Raw genomic sequence first — 19150 nt, forward strand, 5'->3', positions numbered from 1 at the left:
TGATTACACTATGAAAAAGAAACTATTACTACTAATCCTGTTTACCACAACCGCCCTGCAAACTTTTAGCCAGCGTTTACAATACACAGGTGTATTTGCCCCATCTACAGGCTTTGTAAAAGAATCAGAAAAACCTTACCGCCAGGAGCTCAGCCTGAATGGGTCGTGGCAATTTCAGCCGGTGCAATTGCCTGCCGGTTTCCGCGAGGGGAATGACTCTGCGCCTGCATTGTCCGGCATGCAACCCGATCAATGGGATAAAACCCTCATTCGTATCCCATCTCCCTGGAATGTAAATAGCTTCGCCGATGAGCACGGGCAGGGCGGAGATTTTCGCACTTACCCATCATACCCTAAAGAATGGGAGCATATAAAAATGGGCTGGCTGCGCCGCAAGTTTAACGTGCCTGCCAATTACAACGGTAAACGTTTGTTGTTGCATTTTGAGGCATTGGCCGGAGATTCCCGCATTATGATAAACGGCAAACCGGCCGGTGACCATTTCGGTATCTTCCTGCCTTTTGATTTAGATGTGACTTCGCTGGTAAAACCCGGTGCTGAAAATGAAGTAGCTGTGGGCGTTCGCAAGGCATCGTTGTTTGATAAAAATGGGAATTATGGTAGGCGCACTTACCAGGCAGGTTCGTTTTGGGGGCAGCATATCGCGGGTATATGGCAGGATGTTGCATTAATAGCAGTTCCGCTGGTGTATGTTAAAGATGTTTTTGTGAAACCGGATGTACAGGGCGATCATCTTGCTGCCGAAATCACCATAAAAAATGACGGCGACCGGGAAGCAAACCTCACTGTAGATGCCGGAGCTTATAAATGGCAGGCAGAAAACGCGGCCGATGCTGCGGAACCCGTTGGCAAGCTTGCATCTGTTTCTGCGTTAGATATACCGGCTGTGAAAATTAAAGTTCCGGCCCATACCGAAAAGGTAGTAACGCTGAATACGCAGGTGGGCGATAAGCTTGCGCGCTGGTCGCCGGAAAGCCCCAATTTGTATGCTTTGCTGGCCCGCGTAAGCAATGGCAAGCAACAGGTTGATACCCGTTACACCCGCTTTGGCTGGCGCACGGTTAGTATTAATGGCGGGCAGGTGTTGATGAACGGCAAGCCTGTGGTTATGCGTGGCGATTCGTGGCACTTTCTGGGTACCCCGCAGATGACGCGCCGCTATGCCGTAGCCTGGTTTAAAGCCATGCGTGATGCCGGGTTGAATACCGTGCGTTTACATGCCCAACCATACCCTTCGTTTTATATGGACGTAGCCGATGAGATGGGGATTATGGTATTGGATGAAACCGCCATCTGGGCCAGCGATGGCGGCCCGAAAGTGGATGATCCGGACTATTGGAAAGATACCAAACACCATGTTGCCGAACTGGTATTGCGTGACCGTAATCATCCATCTGTATTTGGCTGGAGCGTATCTAACGAGGTAATGCCCGTTGTAGTAAACGTAATGCGTAACCCTACCGGCATAAAAGATACGCTGATAAATTATTACGGCATCTGGGCCGATATCTGCCGCAAACTTGATCCAACCCGCGCCTGGATCTCGGCCGATGGTGAGGATGATGCCGAAGGCAAACTGCCCACCTACGTCATGCACTACGGCGACCAGAGTACCATGGACCGCGCACACAAAAGCGGTAAACCCTGGGGAGTAGGCGAGGCCGGAAACGCCTACTACGGCACCCCCGAACAGGTAGCCGAAACCAATGGCAACCGTGCCTACGAGTCTTTCCTTGGCCGTATGGAAGGTGTTGCCCAATCATCCTACCAAAACCTGATGCAACAGCGCGAGAGGGAGTCTATATATAACAGCGTATTTAACCTGGTTTGGTATGGCCTAAAACCATTGCCTATCGGCCTTAAAGATAAAACCAAAGCCCCCACGCTTGAAGATGGCGTGTATTTTACAAATTATAAAGAGGATAGCCCCGGGGTACAACCTGAAAGACTTGGCCCTTACAGCACCACGCTAAACCCCGGTTATGATCCTGCGCTACCGCTTTACCAAACCTGGCCTTTTTTTGATGCCATTAAAGCCGCTGCCGAAAATAAACCTTATGAGGTTGGTAAACCGCTTGCTAACCACGATGCTAAATCCGCGGTTTCAGGTAAAAGTTCAGGTGCAGCAGTTATAGGAGGGGCTGGTAGCACCTTAGCCGCCGATTTGAAAAAGCTGGGTGCTATTGAACAAACCGGCAAAGCTGCTCCTCATGTTTTATTTGTTGATGGCAGCAACCCTCCATCGGCACAAAATAAATCAACCATTGATAAAGTGCTGGCAAGCGGCGGTACCGTATTGGTTTGGGGAGTGGGCAGTACTGGCACCGAAGCATTGAATAAATTATTGCCTGCGACCATAGAAGTAACAAATCGTAAAAGTTCATCACTATTGCCTGTTGTAAATGATCGAATAACCAACGGCCTCGGTGCTGCCGATATGTATTTTTCAGAGCTTAACCCAGCCGATATAATTAGCAATGGTTTGGATGGCGAACTGGTTAAACAGAGCAAAGTATTGCTAACCGCTAACAACACCGATTGGCAAAAATGGAATAAGCAAGCCGAATACGCCAAAACGGCAATGGTAGTCCGCTCCGAATTGGAGGCCAAACCCTCGGGCACCGCGATGATAGTTTATGAAAAAGCTGCCGGAAAGATGATTGTAACTACCCTGCCTGCTAATCCTAAACTGTTGAAAGGAATACGGCTTGTACGGCAATTACTTAGTAACGCCGGGATTGCTTTGGCAGAAGGCGCTGATGGCAGCGTGCTGAATACCGAGGGCAATATAACCGGCGCGCTATACGCCGGTAATTTTATTGCACGATCGGCAGAGGACGCTAAAACAAGGAACTTTGTTGATCCCGGAGCTGCCGATGAGATAAAGGACGGCTTAGAAATACATCGCAAAATATGGACATCATTGCATGCCGATAAGGAAATTTTTGATCTCTCAGCCTTGGATGGCGGCACAGTCAATGGCCGGCAGCAGGTGGCTTATTTAAGCTTCTGGGTATCCAGTCAACGCTCGCTCGAGGATTTGCTTGCTGAGCCTAATTTACCGGTTGTGAACCTGCAGGTTAAAACAGGTGGCAGCGCGGCGGTGTTTCTGAATGGTAAACAAATACTTGATGCCGAAACCGGCAATGAAGCAAAAGAGCTTAAGCTAAAAAGAGGATGGAATCATTTTTTAATTAAGCTTGTGTGTAACGGCAGCAACTGGCAGTTTGCCGCAAAGCTAACATCCAATCAGCCGGAGTTTATTAAAACGTTAGGCTCGGCGGTGCAGAAGCCGTAAAAGCTTGGGCTTTCTTGATGGAACATTGTATTTATCTCCCTTTATAAATAGAAGAAAATGTTATTTCGATAAAGCGGAGGTGAGTGAAAGCGGGGGGGGCGAAAGAGAAATCTTGTACGCCCTGTGAACCGAATAAGTATAGCGGTTTGCAGGGCGTACAAGATTTCTCACTCGTTCCTCGTTTCGAAATGACATTTTTTCTATTAATAATCAGCATAAAGTAATACTACGTTATCGGGATGATATATAATTAACCCAACCACCCCCTTTTTTACGAAAATCGAAATTCTTTCCCCCTTGCATGAATTTGCTATGCAGCATCGTGTTTTTAATTTAAATTTACCCATGCCATTTACCTATGGCCGCCAATTTTAAGCGTTGCTGCAGCATTGCCAATTAACAGATAATTGTTTGGGACAAGCATGGGGAAGTTTTATTTGCTTTACAGTAAAGTTGTTTTTATACTATTTTTTTGTCTTTCGGGCCTCGATAGTCTTGCTCAGAACTATGGCTTAAGGTTCGCGAGTCATGAAGTGGTGCAGGATAAAAGAACCTCGCTTGAGCTTAGTCCCGAAAAAGGATTCTGTTTTAATGATAATTTCGAACTATCGTTTGATGTTTCTTTTTTCCCTGCGTATAATGTTTACTTCGGCTATGTGGTAAGGATTATCTCTGATGATAAGCAGAATTTCGACCTGGTTTATAATACCGCCAAAAACCATTTCGAGTTGGTAACCGGCGATAAAGAACCCCAAATCAGTTTCGGTATCGATCAAAATGATCTTTACAATAAATGGAACCGGGTGCGGATTCTGTTTGATGCAACTCATAATCGTTTACAGGTTATTTCTGCCGGAAAAACCTATACGCAGCAAAACATCCCCCTAAATAAAAACGCCTGTTACCATATTACGTTTGGTACCAACAACCACGGAGAATTTGAAACCACCGATGTGCCGCCGATGAAGATCAGGGACATCCGGGTTGATCAGGCCGGAGCAATCCAATACAACTGGCCCCTAAACGAAACAGGTGGAACTATTGCCCACGAAAAGTTAAAACACCAGGATGCTACGATCATTAACCCTACATGGGTATCATCCATGCACCAAAACTGGAGCAAGGCCCAGGCTTTCATCGCCAACGGTATGGCCAGCGTAAGCTTTGATGCCGATAAGGAAGCCTTGTTAGTTATCGGAACGGATACTGTTTATACTTACGATATTAACAGCGGTATCATCAAAAAAAATGCAGCCTTCACAAAACTTAATCTTGTTCAGGGTAACCGGGCTATATTTAATCCGCTTAATAAAAACCTGTACAGCTTTTATACCGATGCCAAGCAGGCCGAAAAGTTTGATTTTAATACCAACACCTGGTCGGGTAATTTTAAACTGGGGCAGGTAACGCGTTACTGGCATATCAACAAAATCATTTCGCAGCGCGATTCGTCGATGTATGTTTTTGGGGGATATGGTTACCTGCTGTACCATAACGAAGTTCTTCAGTATCATTTTAATACCAATAAATGGGATAGCATTATTTACAAAGGCGATTTTTATATGCCCCGCTACCTGGCCGCTACAGGTGCTACACCCAAGGGGGATACCGCTTACATACTGGGCGGTTACGGTAATGCCAGCGGAAAGCAGATCCTCACACCAAAGTACATGTACGATATGATGCGCTACACCGTAAGCGACCGTACATTCAAAAAATTATTTGATATAGCGCCTCGCGGTGCCGATGGTTTTACTTTCGCCAACTCGCTTATTGTTGATCAGGGCGGCAAAAGCTATTATGGATTGATCTTCCCGCGGCATATTTATAATTCAACTTTAAAACTGATCCGCGGTTCGCTTAATAATCCCACTTATGAGGTACTTGAAAGCGGCATCCCATATAAGTTTCATGATGTGCACTCCTTTGCCGATCTGTACTTTGCTCCACGTTCCAATAAATTTATAGCGGTTACACTTTTAAGGAGTGATGCCGGCCAAACCCAGGTTGAGGTGTACACTTTGCTGGGGCCACCGCTTTTTCAAGCTGCACAATTAGTAGGCAATGGTACTAATCGCGCTTCGATGCTTTGGGTAATTGTTGCAGTTGTTATAATTGGAGGGAGCACGGCTTATTTAATCCGCAGAAAACGCGGGAATACGCCGACGCCCGCAGATGCTAAGGCAATACCTGTTGTTGTTGAAACTACGGCAACGCAGCAAGCACAGCCGATTGGCTATCATTCCGAAAAGATAATGGAAGAAGAGCCAGAGCAACCAGCTATCGAACAGCAACCGCTAAAAAATGCCATCCTGCTGTTTGGTGATCTGCAGATATTTGATGCCCAGGGGGTAGAAATGACCAAATTGTTTACCCCGCTTATCAAAGAGATGTTTTTGCTGATATTGCTGAACACCATCAGGCTTGGCCGTGGTATAAGTTCGGAACGGTTAAACGAAATGTTCTGGATTGATAAATCTGAAAAAAGCGCCAGGAACAATCGTTCGGTAAGTATAGTGAAATTGAAAACCTTGCTCGAGCGGATGGATCATTGCCAGCTATCCAAAGAAACCGGCACCTGGACTATCGATCTTGATCCGGAATTGGTGTACGTTGATTACCGTAACTATTTAAGCCTGGTTAAAAACAAGCGGAAGCTGAATAAAGAGAAGATCAAAGAACTATCGGGTATTACCCAACGCGGTCAGTTCCTCTCTAACAGCGATTATGAGTGGCTGGAAACCTTCAAGTCGGAGATTTCTAACGATGTGATCAATACTTATCTCTATCATGCCCGTTCGGGCGAGTTTAGCCACGATCCCGAATTTTTGATAGAGCTGGCCAATTTTATTTTTTACTTTGATGCGGTTAATGAAGATGCCATGATGCTGAAGTGTAAAGCATTCTCGGCTTTGGGCAAGCACTCACTGGCTAAGCATACTTTCGAAAACTTCAGTAAAACCTATAAATCTATTTACGAAAGGAATTTTGAGAAGGAATTTCAGACTATAGTGGATGCAGATAACGGGTTCATGAAATCGCATTGAAAAAGTAACTCCTGATTTTTTCGGCAAACCGAATATATAAAAAGGGCATCCGGTAGATTTCCGGATGCCTTTTTTACAGCGTCACACGCTCAGATGGCTTTATTTAAAATCGGTAGAAAGCGTAATTTCCTTATTGACTTCAATTCCATCTTTCAGCATCTGTATTTTGTAATTGGCAAACTGTAACGAATCAGATCCCAGTAATAATCTCAGCGGTGGTTCGGCCAGTTTAGCTGTATTGATTATTACCTGAGCTACTTTTTCAGGGTCGCCAACCTGGGTGCCCGGAACCTCTTCCAGATGCCTGCGTTTTTCCTCCTGTATGGCAGTATAGGCAGGTATCGGATGTTGCGGATGGGCTATCGATCCACTTTTTAAAAAGTTGGTGCGCACGTAACCCGGTTCAATAATGGTTACGTTGATGCCAAATGGTTTCACCTCTTGTGCCAGAGCCTCAGATAAACCTTCAACCGCGAATTTGGTGCCACAGTAATGCCCCCAGGCCGCACCGGCTATCAAACCAAAAACGGTGGAGATATTAAAAATATGACCGCTGCCCGCTGCCCTCATGTGCGGCAACACTGCGCGGGTTACATTCAGCAAGCCAAAAACGTTAATATCATAAATAGCCTGAACCTCGCTGGCTGTTGTTTCTTCAATGCCGCCTATTAAGCCATAACCGGCATTGTTCACCAAAAAATCGATAGTGCCAAAGCGGGCTATGGTTTCGGCTACTGCTTTGCCAACGCTGGCTTCATCAGGCAGATCAACCTGTAAGGGCAAAAATTGCGCTGAAGAATCATTAACAGCACTTTTTACTACATCAAGGTTACGGCCGGTTACGGCTACGTTATTACCTTCGGCTAATATTTTTTTTACTAATATGAGGCCGATCCCCTGTGAACCGCCTGTTACAAACCATGTTTTTCTTTGATTTTCCATTGTTTAAAATTTATGATACAAAGAAACCAACAATGCTGCAGCAGGCATTTATTCAAACCATAGGGATGTTTGCGAGTTTCAAATATGGAGGGTGGTAACAGCACTTTCCCGGAATACCGAGGGCGATGATTTTTCCTTTTTATGAAAAAACGAGGTAAAAGCAGCCTGCTCCGAAAAGCCTAACACATAGCTGATGGTTTTGATATCCCAATCGGTTTGCAGCAGCAGGGTTTTGGCTTCATAAAGCAGCCGCTCCTGGATGTGTTCGCGCAGCGTTTTACCGGTTTGGTTTTTAACAAGCGAGTTTAGGTAGTTGGGATGAACGTTTAGCTGATCTGCAAATTCGGATGCATTTTTGATCCTTACTGTCGTATCAGGATCTTTAGTTTGAAACGACGATTCGAGCAGGTTTAAAAAACCATGGATGTATCTGTAATTTTCGGGTATGGCAACATCGGCCAGATTTTTACCGGCGCGCCGGGCCTCTAACAAAATCATCTGCAGATGTAGTAAAATAGCTTGTTTCTTATCATCATTTTGCCCGGCATCTTCCGTTACCATCAGTTCAAAATAACTGTTGATTTTTGTTGATTGCTCTTCGTTTAGCTGAATAACCGCTTTTGATGGTTTGAAATAAGGATACTGCCTTAACAGATGAAGCACATGCGTGGCGTTGCCAAAATAATCGGGGTGAATCAGGCAGAAATGCCCTCCGGTTTCAACAGAGGTTGTTTGCCATGACATGATCTCGTCCGGGTGTAAAAAAGCAATATCGCCCGTACCCATCAAATACCGGTGAAGGCCTACTGTAAGCACGCCTGTGCCGGAGGTAATATGAAAAATTTTAAAAAACTGCCGCCTGCCTGGTGAAATATAATCCTTAACCGGGTAGTTATCACGGTTTTTAACAATAAAGTGATTGGCATCAAGCGGATAATGCTCAATATTAAACAACGGAATTTTAAAGCCCGCCTGCGCAAAGGTTTCGAGTTCTAAACGCGGGATCTTTAATTTTTCCATATTGCTAAGTTAAAGAATTTTCAAAGGTATAACAGATGCTCTGTATAATTGCCTGTAACCGACATGCTTAGCAGGAGTATATTGTAGCTCTTATGAAAAATGCCGATCAAATGCATCATGATGATATATTTGTTATGATGAGGTATTTACTCCTGCTTTTTTTATTAGGATTTGGTTTCAATATTTTGGCGCAACAGCGTATCGAACTGAGATATAACAGGGATGGTATGATCTATAGCGGCGATACCGATATTGTTGTCAGCAGCTTTAACAACGGAAGGGCTTCTTTCACCGTTAAGAGTAAAACTCCGGGATATAAAAAAAGCAAGGTAGGTTTTATCGATTCGGCCGGCATTGTAAAGGTGCCGCCTGTTTATGTTAACTGTAGTACTTTTCAAAACGGACAAGCGCTGGTGCAGGATATCAGTGGCAAAATTAATGTGATTGATAGTATTGGCAAGTTAGTGCTTCCTGCATTTTATTATTGGGTGGCGAAGTGTGATAACGGCTTGTTTGTAGTATGGGAAGATGGCAAGTTTGGTTTATTTACATCTTCTGGTAAACAGCTGTTCCCGCCATCAAGATATACCCGGTTAGCGAGGTATTTCAATCCTCCTTTTGTAATTAACGACGGGCGAAGCTCTGGTGGATCTGAAGATTATGGCCTGGCCTTAAGTATCGCACCTTCCATTTATTTTAAAGATTTCATGGCCGTTCAACGCGATGGGTTATGGGGTGTTATTAATCGTGACGGCGTTGAAATATTACCACCAACATTTGAAGGAATTGGGGTATTCAGAGGCGATGTTGCTATTGCTATAAAGCACAAAAAGAAGGGTCTTATCAATAGTCACGGCGACTGGCTTGTTCCACCCATTTACGAAGAAGCCTGGGTTACGGGATATAAATCAGTATTAGTAACTAAACGGAAAAAGAAGGGCGTGATAACTTACAATAATAGTATCATCGTGCCAATAATTTATGATGAGGTTAAAATACTTACTTCAAAAGCTTACCTTGTTTATAAACCAGATAAGGCCTACAGACAAGCCGACGATCGCCCGGTAGGGGTGGTTAGCAACGGCAAAGTGATTGTTCCAATACGTAGGGGACAGCGAATAACAGCTTTTGGTAGTGGCTTTATAATTGCAAAGAATGAGAAAAACAACTTCAGCCTCGCCTTGTACGATAGCATAGGCATGCGTATAACTAATTATATGTATGGGTATGAGTGGCTTTTTGAGCCTGTATGGTCATTGACAAACCCGGCAGATAGCTCGAAATATATTGTTTTTAATGCTGTAGAAAATAGGTTTGTGAGTTACACCGATATAGTTGACATTTTTTACAACGCTGATCGGACCCCGCGGATTACTTACTATAAAAAAAATAATTTATGGGGATTGCTTGATGAACGTGGTGTTGAAATAACGCCACCTATTTATGAAAAGGCATGGGTTGGAAAGTTTAACGACAGAAGCCTGGTGGGTTTTGTTAAACTAAATGGAAAATGGGGGGTAATTGATAACCACGGAAAGACTTTGTTAAACTTTGAATATGACGATTGTGGATTATTACGCACCGGTTGTTTCTGGCTCAAAAAAGATGGCCGTTGCCGTTTCATCCTTCATGATCTACAGCACATAACCGGGATAAGTTACGATACCCCCGCTCAATACACAGCAGGAGCCTATTACGATAATATACACGATATCCCCGTGCAGAAAAATGGTAAATGGGGTTTTCTGAACAATTACGGGCGGGAGGTGGCACCTTGTATTTATGATGAATTTCTTAGTCCTTACAGATTCGGGAAAACTATAATACCGGTGAGGATAGGCAATAAATGGGGCTTTTTGAATAAGCATTTAAAACCCACTACCCCTGTTCAATATGATAAGCCAAAGGCGCTTTACTTTGGAGAAACGCTGCGAGGGGTTTTACTCAGCGTAACTCAAAATCATAAATATGGCCTGATTGATACGGGAGGGCACGAAATAGCTCCCTGCATTTATGACATGATAGTGTTAACAACCGGCCACGGCGATTATATTATTAGAAAAGGTAAACTATCCGGACTGATTCATCCTAATGGGCAAGTTATTGTTAAGCCTCAATACGACGGAATTTCATGTGTACAACAAGGATTTTACTCAAAGGATACCTGGTATTGGGTAACTAAAAATAAAAAATCAGGATTAATGAATGAAAAAGGAGAGGTTATAATTCCCTGTTTATACGACGAATTACGAGATGAAGAAACCGGAAATCTCGCCGCGCGAAAAGACAATCATTGGGGAATGATAAACTTACAAAATAAGGTAATTGTTCCGTTTCGATACGACGAAATCAGGGAGGTTCGCAGGTGTCAGGATACGGCAAAATGGGTTTACGTGGTAAAACTAAACGGTAAATATGGACTTGTTGACGCGAATTATAAGATGATATTGCCGTTCAAATATGATTTTATAGACTTTCCATTTTCGTTATACCAGAACCGCCCGGTGATTGAGGTAACCCTCGAAGAAAAAAGGGGATTGCTTGATTGGGACGGTAAAATTTTTGTACAGATAAACTTTAGGTATGTCAAAAATTATTATCCTAATTGTTATGTGGTTGAGGGGATGGATGGTAAGGAAGGAATGCTTGATCAAAACGGTCGGGAGATACTTGCGCCGGTTTATGATAACATTAGTTTTGGTATGGAAAAACACTGTTTTGTATCCAAAGGAAAAAAAGTAAATGTAGTTACCTATGATGGCAAATTTGTTTTCGATGAAGATTTTGATAGCTACGAACCTTTTCGAGACATTAACGGCTATTTCCAGATTACCAAAAACGGCAAATATGGCCTGCTTGATTGCGATGCCAACCTAATTTACCCCTGCATCTACAGAAGCATCCGCTATGAGGATGGCAAAATAATACCCGAAAAATTTTAACCAGCTTACCTGTTCTCCAACCAACTCAAAAAACTACCCGATTTTTCCTTACCAATAAGCAATTGCCCCGGGCTGGGTATAGTAAGCTTAACAAACAATTTCCGCCCAAAGTAATGTTCAACCTCTTTTATGGCGCTGAAATTAACCAGGTACTGTCGGTTAAGCCTGAAAAATTGTTTGGCCGAGAGCATGTTCTGGATCTGATCCATCGATTGATCGAGCGCGTATTCCTGCTGCTGAAAGGTCATGATGGAGGGCGAGTCGTTACGGATGTAAATAAACGCTATCTGCTCGGTTTGTACGGTGGTGTATTTATTGTGCTTAAAAACCAGGAAGCTTTTCTTACCCTCGTCCTGCCCAAGTTTGTTCAGCAGGGCATCCAGATCGGGGCGGGTGCTTTGTTGGAAAAAGTTTTTAAAACTTTCTACTTTTTCAAGCGCTTTCTGCAAATCATCTCCAGAGAATGGTTTCAACAGGTAATCAACCCCATTGGCCTTAATAGCTTCCATCGAGTACTCGCCGTAGGCGGTGCAAAATATAACCGGCGCTTTAATTTCTGTGTGTTTAAAAATCTCGAACGACAGCCCGTCCGAAAGCTGGATATCCATAAATATCAGGTCGGGGTGCTCGCTGTTAGTCAGGTAATCTACCGCGGCTTCAACACTTTGCAATTGCGCTACCACGCGTGCTTCAGGTCTTAACTTATTGATGAGGTTTGCCAGCGATCTGGCCGCTTTTATCTCATCCTCAATAATTACTATTTTCATGAATAAGAGGTAGTTTAATGGTGAACATGGTGGCGGTAGGCAAAATCTCTATGTTTTTATTGGCCAGATGGCTGTATCTATCAATAATATTCTGAAGCCCTATACCAGTGGAAGTTTCTGAACTGCGCTTTAGCTGAAGCTGGTTTTCAACAACCAGGAAATCGTTTTCCGAGTAGATCCGGATGTGCAAAGGCTTATCTAACGATACCACATTGTGTTTGATACAATTTTCAACCAGCAATTGCAGTGTGAAAGGGGGAATGCTGGTTTTGTTATACTTCGGGTCTACATTTATTGAAAGTTCAATTCCTTCTTCAAAACGTGCTTTCAGCAAAAACAGGTAGGAGTTTAAGATGTTCAATTCTTCGGCAAGCGTGATTACGTCCAGCTTGCGGCTCTCGAGGGTAAAGCGGTAAAAATCTGAGAGCTTTAAAATGAAATCAACGCTGTGTTTATCCTCACTCTCCACCATATATTTTAAAGTGTTGAGGCTGTTAAACAAAAAATGAGGGTTAACCTGTTGCTTCAACAACTCGTACTGGGCACCCAGATTATCACCTTTAATACGCTCCAGTTCGATGCCTACCTGCTGGTTATGATAGTTTTGATACAAAAGGTGGATAAACATGTAAAACATTACGTTTACCAAAATCCCCCGCACCTCAAACATCAGCATGGTGGGGCCGAAGTTAAGGTGTGTCATCAAAAACTGCTGAATGCAGGCTAATACAAACATCACCACAATCCCCAAAAGCAAATTTTTGATTAAAATAGGTGTCGAGAAGCCATTGGCCACATCGCGGGATGAGTAAGCGGGCAGCGTTTTGATATTGTAATACCAGGTAAACAGCGCGAACAAAGCAGTTATGCCCGAATCTACCAGTGCTTCGTAAGGGTTAAAATGCATTTGGGCCATTTTAGGCAGGGCCATCATTGCACCCAAAAACAGGGAACTGATCCAAATTACTTTATTCGAGATTTTAAACGTTTGTTTTGTCATGCCTGGTATGCAAATATAATGTCTAATTAATGGTATCATGATGCTGTTTGTTCGCGGGGTGTAAAAACTCGCAGGTTCAAGCGCGAACGCTTGAACCTGCGAGAGAGCTTTTAGAAGCTTCGTTTAATTAACGCAATGTTTTAAAGGCAGCCCTCAATTCTTCGGCAAAAATTTGAGGTTGTTCCCATTGGGCAAAGTGACCGCCGTTACTGGCCTCATTAAAATAGATTAGCTTAGGGTAGGCACGTGCAGCCCATGTTTTTGGTGCCTGGTAAATCTCGCCGGGGAATACGCTTACGGCAACCGGTACTGTAATTTCGTGTGTGTGTTGCTCAATGGCGTTAAAATTGTTGTTGTTATTTTCCCAGTAAAGCTGTGCTGATGAGTTGCCTGTATTGGTTAACCAGTACAGGGTGATATCATCCAAAATTTCATCTTTGGTTAATACTTTTTCGGCATTACCACCGCTGTAGGTCCAGTCGTTAAATTTATCTAAAAAGAAAGCGGCCAAACCAACAGGCGAATCAGATAAACTGTAGCCTATAGTTTGCGGACGGGTTACCATAATGCCTGCATAACCGGCACCTTTGGTATATAAATAACTCAAAGATTTATAAGCAGCCTTTTCTTTTACCGACAGATTGGCCGGTGCAGGTGCACCGCTGTTAAGCAATTTGGCTACTTCGGCAGGTACAGTTGCAGGCATGTTTATGTGGATGCCGATCAGGCCCGAAAATTTTTGACGACCCATAGCATCGGCAATAACCGAACCCCAGTCGCCACCTTGTGCAATGTAGTTTTTATAACCAAGGCGTTTCATCAGTACATCCCAGGCTTTGCCTATACGGTCGGGATCCCAGCCTGTGGTTTTAGGTTTTTCAGAAAAACCATAGCCAGGCATTGAAGGGATCACCACATCAAAAGCATCAGATGCCTTACCGCAATAAGCTTCGGGATCGGTAAGCGGACCAACAATTTTCAAAAGCTCAAATACCGAACCTGGCCAGCCGTGGGTAATGATGATAGGCAGAGCATTAGGGTTTTTTGAACGTAGATGGATAAAGTGGATATCAAGCCCATCAATATTGGTGATAAACTGCGGCAGGGCATTCAGCTTGGCTTCGGCCTTGCGCCAATCGTAATCGGTACCCCAGTATTTTACAAGGTTTTGGATCTGGTTGAGCTTTACACCTTGGGTACGATCGGTTACGGTTTCCTGGTCGGGCCAGCGGGTTGCCGAGATGCGTTGACGAAGATCGGTTAATGCCGATTCGGGAACGTTAACATGAAACGGACGGATAGCATCGGCAGCGGGTGTTGTTTGTGCAAATGCGGTAGATGTGAATAAAACGAAAGCTCCGGCAATCATTTTATTAAGGATGTTTTTATAAGTTTTCATTGTGTGTTTTTTTAATTGTTAATCAAAATTACCTTCAAAAGGGAGGGGCGACAATCAATACATAGCTGGGATGGACAAACGGAGTTGTGAATTAGACATTCTGATTTTTGAAGGGAAAGGCGTTTGTTGCGGGAGTTAGCACCGATATTGCTGTCGGCTTAAAACAAAAAATCCCAGCCAACGGCCGGGATTTATAAACAAGGAGTATGAGCGATTTACTTAGCCAACCCATCAGCCTCAACAATGGCATCAGCAAATGCCTGCGGAGCTTCCTGCGGCACATCGTGACCAATGCCGTCTAAAATTTTATGATCGTATTTGCCTGTGAATTTTTTAGCATAAGCAGCGCCGTCTTTCGCGGCACCATCAAAATCACTGCTGATGGTAACGGTTGGGATACTGATTACCGGGCCGGCGGCCAGTTTATTTTCAATTTCATCATATTTAGCATCACCCTTGGCCAGGCTTAACCTCCAGCGGTAATTGTGAATCACGATGGCTACATGATCGGGGTTGTTAAAAGCTGAGGCCGAGCGGTTGTAGGTGGCATCGTCAAAATTCCATTTTGGTGATGCCAGTTTCCAGATCAGCTTGTTAAAATCGTTGCGGTTGGCACCGTAGCCGGCTTCGCCGCGGGCGGTGGCAAAGTAATATTGATACCACCAGCCCAGTTCGGCTTTAGGTGCTAAGGGCTGCTGGTTCATTTCGCGGTTTACTATGAGATAGCCGCTTACAGATACCAGGGCTTTAAAGCGTTCGGGCCAAAGGGCGGCCAGGATATCGGCGGTGCGGGCACCCCAGTCGTAACCGGCAACTATGGCCTTTTTTATTTTGAGGGCGTCGAGCAGGGCAATCATATCGGTAGCGAAAACGGATTGCTGCCCGTTGCGGAAAGTGGTGTCGGATAAAAAGCGGGTTGAGCCGTAACCCCTTAGATAGGGTACAATTACCCGGTAGCCCTTTTGGGTAAGCAGGGGCACCACATCGGCATAGCTGTAAATATCATAAGGCCAGCCATGCAGCAGCAGTACCACCGGACCTTTTGCCGGGCCGGCATCTACATAACCAACATTCAGTTCGCCGGCATTAATTTGTTTAATATTTTTGAAAGGATCGGGCGCAGTTGTATTAGCGGCTGTTTGTGCGTTGGCGATAAAAAGTGAGCCAGCTATAAATGCAACAGTTGCAAAAAAGCGGCGGATATGATTAGTGGTAGTTTTCATGATGTTTAGTTTTTAGATAGATTATAAAATAAAGGGACAACCATCAATGAGATTGCCCCTTTTTATTAATGATTAAGCGATATTAAGCGTTATATCAATATTGCCTTTTAATGCTTTTGAGTACGGACAGGTGTTGTGCGCAGCTTCGGCAAGTTCGCGGGCAAGCTCGCGGTCGAGGCCTGGCAGGTTGATGTTAAGGCGGGCTTGTAAAGAGTAAGCGCCGTTGGTAAGTACCAGGTCAACCTCGGCATCAACAGCTGCATCGGCAGGGATCCTTACTTTCTTTTGTGCGGCGGCCAAACCCATTGCGCCGATAAAACAAGCCGACCAGCCGGCTGCCAATAACTGCTCTGGGTTGGTACCCAAACCTGAAGTTCCGGGGCTTGATAATTTAAGATCCAAACGACCGTCGGTGCTTTTTGCGGCTCCGTCGCGGCCCCCGGTTGTGTGGGTTTTACCTGTGTATAATACTTTTTTGTTTTCGATGGTGCTATTTGAAGTTTCCATGATGTTTTAAATTTTTAAGTTGTTGTTGTTATTTATCTGATTTGTTGATTCAAAATTACTGCGATATCGGCTCCGCCTCAATCACTTCCTGGCCGAAGCGGACAAACCGGCCCCTGAACCGGACAATTTTTACATTGCCCTGCCGCGGCGCTTTATTTTTTACCGGGCTGTTTCTGCTTTTTGTTTTCTTTACCGTCGATAATCATCCCGCAGGCTTGTGGATTACTCTCAAAGGGTGCGCTGGCTACGAACGACATAGAGAGCAACGAGATGAGCCCGATGATAAACCTGTTGCGGTTGTGCTTCAATAAATTGTTCATGATGATTATCATTTACCGGCTATGCTATTATCCAATCCGGCTTTAGCTGCGCCCCAAATTTTGCCGGTGTTTTGATCCTGTACCAACACTATCACCTCCCAGGCCTGGCCGTTAAGTTCTTTAGGCAGGGCTATCTGGACATCTCCTTCTCCGGTGGCATTAAAGTTTACAGTTTGCAGCTTACGCACAATTTGCACGTGCGATAGGGTATGCCCGGCATTTTCGCCGCGCTCAACCCTGGTTTGGGCATTTTTTTGTACGATGGCTATTTGCAAACTACTGCCTTTTGCAGGTTGGGTGGCTTTGTAGTGTATGTTCACCGTTTCGCCGGTTTGGCTCAGCTGTAACGTAAGGTTGGGTGTGGGCGCAACCGATAATTGATTGGAAAGCGCGCTGCTGATAGCCCCCACGTCTGATCCTACAAATTCTGCGGCACCGTTTACTACCAGCTGCGGGGTATATACCTGGGCATTAAGCAGGTCGCCGTAGCGGCGTTGCCTTTTCGAAAAATCGGCATTGCTGTACCTATCTTTCCAGCCGAGGGTGTTCCAGTAATCAACATGGTAGGCCAGGATGTATACGGGTTTGCCTTCGGTGGCTTTTTGTACTGCGGCAATGGCCTCATCGGCGGGCGGACAGCTTGAGCAGCCTTCGGAGGTGAACAGTTCCAGCACGGCAAAGCCATCGGGTTTGGCAATGGTATCGGTAGGTTTGGGCTGCTGTCCGCAGGCGGTTAATGCCATTGCCCCGGTAATGCAGGCAAGTATTGATGTGGTTATAGCTTTCATGATATATTTCCTGTTTTGTTGATTCAAAGGTATTTCAACATGGGGCGGGAGCGAAGATGAAACCGGTTGGATAGGGCAATGGGGTAGTTGAAACGGACAATTGGGGCGATGAAGGGGCAAGGTTTTTTGCGGTGTTCCAATTTTAAAAGGTGGAACACTTTAAACTTTTTCGTAAAATGGAACAGTTGATAATCAGTCACTTAAGTTTTGATAAAATGAGTGATTTTGCAAATTGGAACACCTTTGTGTTGATAATCAGTATGCTGTGATTTTTGAAAAATAAAATTGGAACACCCGTTTTTAAAAATGGAACACTTGTTTTTGCGAAATTGGAACACGAAGACATATTTTTGGAACAGTATCGTCCTGAAGAAAGTTTACATCTAATTTTAATGGTGTAATAGGTTTACACTTTCAGGATTTCCGGCGGCAGATCGTTTGTTGAATCTGTATACTTGAAAAATTATTGGGCTAACTTCGGGCTATTTTATAGAAATAATATGGTATTACTTTACATCGCAGTATTTGGTTCGATGGACTTACTCGTTTGTTTATTAGTTAACAGCGTAATTTTACCGAATTTTAGAAACATCTCGCTTGTTGTTTTATATGTTGCTGTTCTTACACTTATTCATGCCGGCTTATTTCAATCAAAGTTTTTGCTATCGTTGGAAGATTTTGTGCTGTGTGGAGGGGCCTTAATAGCGGCGTTAATTATAGCTTTAGGTAGTAAAATATCTACATATAAGCTTGCCCGTTCGACATATTATAATGACGATACTAAGCAATCACACAGTAAGCTGCACAAGTTTTTCTTCTTTAAATTACTATATATTTTAATCTTTATCTCTCAGGTATTTTTTTTAATTGCGCTTGGAAAACAGGTTTATACTAACTGGTAAAAGTAATTGCGATGAACAAAAACGAAGTAATACAGGATCTCATATTTCTTCCTGTAAAATACGCTAACGAGGATAAATCACCCTATGCATTAGTGAAAGAATCTGGCTATTTTGAGTTTCATGACGAGATTACCGAAAAAGATATCTTTGATATCCTCGTTAAGCACCCGGAATTAGTCCAGGAGTGGGTAGCATATTCGGAGGATCAAAGAATGTCGCCCGTGTGGTATATTCACGATAAGAATGGACAATATTATGTTTCTTATTATTCAAAAAATGAAGCACCGCTTCCCCCATACATCTCGGATGATCTTCTTGAAGTGTGTGCGGTTTTCATTAAACGGAAATCAGAACAGGTGAGGCTTGAATTTTTGACTTAGACTATAAACCTCTTATGCCTGTAGTTTGCAACTATAGGCATATTTATTAATTTAGAATATGGGATTTTTTGAAATATTTAAATCAGATCCGATAAAAAAGAAGATTTTAGCGATCAGGCGAGACATGAAAACAATTATAGCAGCGGTCTGTGACGAGAGATATTGGATCGATTGGTTCGGGTCTTACGACGTACATCCGAAATATTTGGCATTTTGGATTTGCGTCAAGTCCGACGATATGAAGATGAAGTTAAAATCAGACGAAGAACTTTACAAAAAGCTAAGAAGTTTGTTAGATCAACATGGATATCCCATTGAGGGAAGAGATGGGGTTTTTATCGGTTTTGAATCACAAGAAACGGTTGACCGTGAATCGCATGGGCGTTGGGAAGTTCATCTGCAATAATAAAGTATATACGTAAGTAACCTTTAACAGAAAATAAGTATATATAATTAACGTCAATAAACCCCTCCTGGTCTAACTTTAGCGAAAGCGTAACTTCCGCCTAAACTTGAGCAAGCCCTGCTACCGCAAGTAATTGCTGCCACAAGCCTCCCGGCTTTTGGCTCGTAAGCAAAGTAATAGCTATGCAA

At 43.8% G+C, this 19150-nt stretch carries 15 protein-coding genes; 6 read left to right on the top strand and 9 right to left on the bottom strand.

Annotated elements, in window-relative coordinates; genetic code table 11:
* Positions 1–10 precede the first annotated feature (10 nt).
* Together HYN43_RS00450 and HYN43_RS00455 are read left to right on the top strand one after the other, a co-directional pair.
* Entirely contained in the window at positions 11–3319 is a 3309-nt protein-coding gene (locus tag HYN43_RS00450; RefSeq protein ID WP_119407578.1) for a glycoside hydrolase family 2 protein, read from the top strand.
* Between the two features lie 422 nt (positions 3320–3741).
* On the top strand, positions 3742–6366 hold the full coding sequence (locus tag HYN43_RS00455; RefSeq protein ID WP_119407579.1) for a galactose oxidase: 2625 nt from the start codon (positions 3742–3744) through the stop codon (positions 6364–6366).
* 99 nt (positions 6367–6465) lie between these two features.
* Here the strand turns inward: HYN43_RS00455 and HYN43_RS00460 are convergent, their stop codons facing one another.
* Complete coding sequence (locus HYN43_RS00460; protein ID WP_119407580.1) at positions 6466–7308, bottom strand: SDR family NAD(P)-dependent oxidoreductase; 843 nt, start codon at positions 7306–7308, stop codon at positions 6466–6468.
* 78 nt (positions 7309–7386) lie between these two features.
* Positions 7387–8328: a helix-turn-helix domain-containing protein gene (locus tag HYN43_RS00465; protein WP_119407581.1), complete on the bottom strand. Its 942-nt coding sequence runs from the start codon at positions 8326–8328 to the stop codon at positions 7387–7389.
* Positions 8329–8462: 134 nt separating this feature from the next.
* Between HYN43_RS00465 and HYN43_RS00470 the strand changes: the two genes are divergently transcribed.
* The gene (locus tag HYN43_RS00470) at positions 8463–11270 is read left to right on the top strand and encodes a WG repeat-containing protein (protein WP_162996241.1); all 2808 of its coding nucleotides are present in this window, start codon (positions 8463–8465) and stop codon (positions 11268–11270) included.
* A gap of 5 nt (positions 11271–11275) precedes the next feature.
* On the opposite strand, the gene HYN43_RS00475 is transcribed toward HYN43_RS00470, so the two are convergent.
* From HYN43_RS00475 to HYN43_RS00505, 7 genes are all read right to left on the bottom strand, one after another.
* Positions 11276–12037 (bottom strand): LytR/AlgR family response regulator transcription factor, encoded by a 762-nt coding sequence (locus tag HYN43_RS00475; protein ID WP_119407583.1) that lies wholly within the window; start codon positions 12035–12037, stop codon positions 11276–11278.
* Positions 12018–13037, bottom strand: a complete 1020-nt coding sequence (locus HYN43_RS00480) for a sensor histidine kinase (protein ID WP_119407584.1) — start codon at positions 13035–13037, stop codon at positions 12018–12020. Before HYN43_RS00480 ends, HYN43_RS00475 begins: the two co-directional genes overlap by 20 nt.
* A gap of 127 nt (positions 13038–13164) precedes the next feature.
* On the bottom strand, positions 13165–14436 hold the full coding sequence (locus HYN43_RS00485; protein WP_119407585.1) for an epoxide hydrolase family protein: 1272 nt from the start codon (positions 14434–14436) through the stop codon (positions 13165–13167).
* 215 nt (positions 14437–14651) lie between these two features.
* Positions 14652–15659, bottom strand: a complete 1008-nt coding sequence (locus HYN43_RS00490; protein ID WP_119407586.1) for an alpha/beta fold hydrolase — start codon at positions 15657–15659, stop codon at positions 14652–14654.
* A gap of 72 nt (positions 15660–15731) precedes the next feature.
* Positions 15732–16166, bottom strand: coding sequence for an organic hydroperoxide resistance protein (locus tag HYN43_RS00495; protein ID WP_119407587.1), 435 nt, complete (start codon positions 16164–16166; stop codon positions 15732–15734).
* 152 nt (positions 16167–16318) lie between these two features.
* Entirely contained in the window at positions 16319–16486 is a 168-nt protein-coding gene (locus HYN43_RS00500) for a hypothetical protein (protein WP_162996242.1), read from the bottom strand.
* 8 nt (positions 16487–16494) lie between these two features.
* Positions 16495–17274: a DUF1223 domain-containing protein gene (locus HYN43_RS00505; protein ID WP_119407589.1), complete on the bottom strand. Its 780-nt coding sequence runs from the start codon at positions 17272–17274 to the stop codon at positions 16495–16497.
* A 500-nt stretch (positions 17275–17774) separates the two neighbouring features.
* Between HYN43_RS00505 and HYN43_RS00510 the strand changes: the two genes are divergently transcribed.
* From HYN43_RS00510 to HYN43_RS00520, 3 genes are read left to right on the top strand one after another with little or no spacing between them, the layout of a single operon-like run.
* Entirely contained in the window at positions 17775–18176 is a 402-nt protein-coding gene (locus HYN43_RS00510) for a hypothetical protein (RefSeq protein WP_119407590.1), read from the top strand.
* 11 nt (positions 18177–18187) lie between these two features.
* Positions 18188–18556 carry a hypothetical protein gene (locus HYN43_RS00515; protein WP_119407591.1) on the top strand — a complete coding sequence of 123 codons (369 nt, stop codon included), beginning with the start codon at positions 18188–18190 and terminating at the stop codon, positions 18554–18556.
* 58 nt (positions 18557–18614) lie between these two features.
* Positions 18615–18962 carry a hypothetical protein gene (locus HYN43_RS00520; RefSeq protein ID WP_119407592.1) on the top strand — a complete coding sequence of 116 codons (348 nt, stop codon included), beginning with the start codon at positions 18615–18617 and terminating at the stop codon, positions 18960–18962.
* Positions 18963–19150 lie beyond the last annotated feature (188 nt).

The organism is Mucilaginibacter celer (assembly GCF_003576455.2).
GTDB lineage: Bacteria > Bacteroidota > Bacteroidia > Sphingobacteriales > Sphingobacteriaceae > Mucilaginibacter > Mucilaginibacter celer.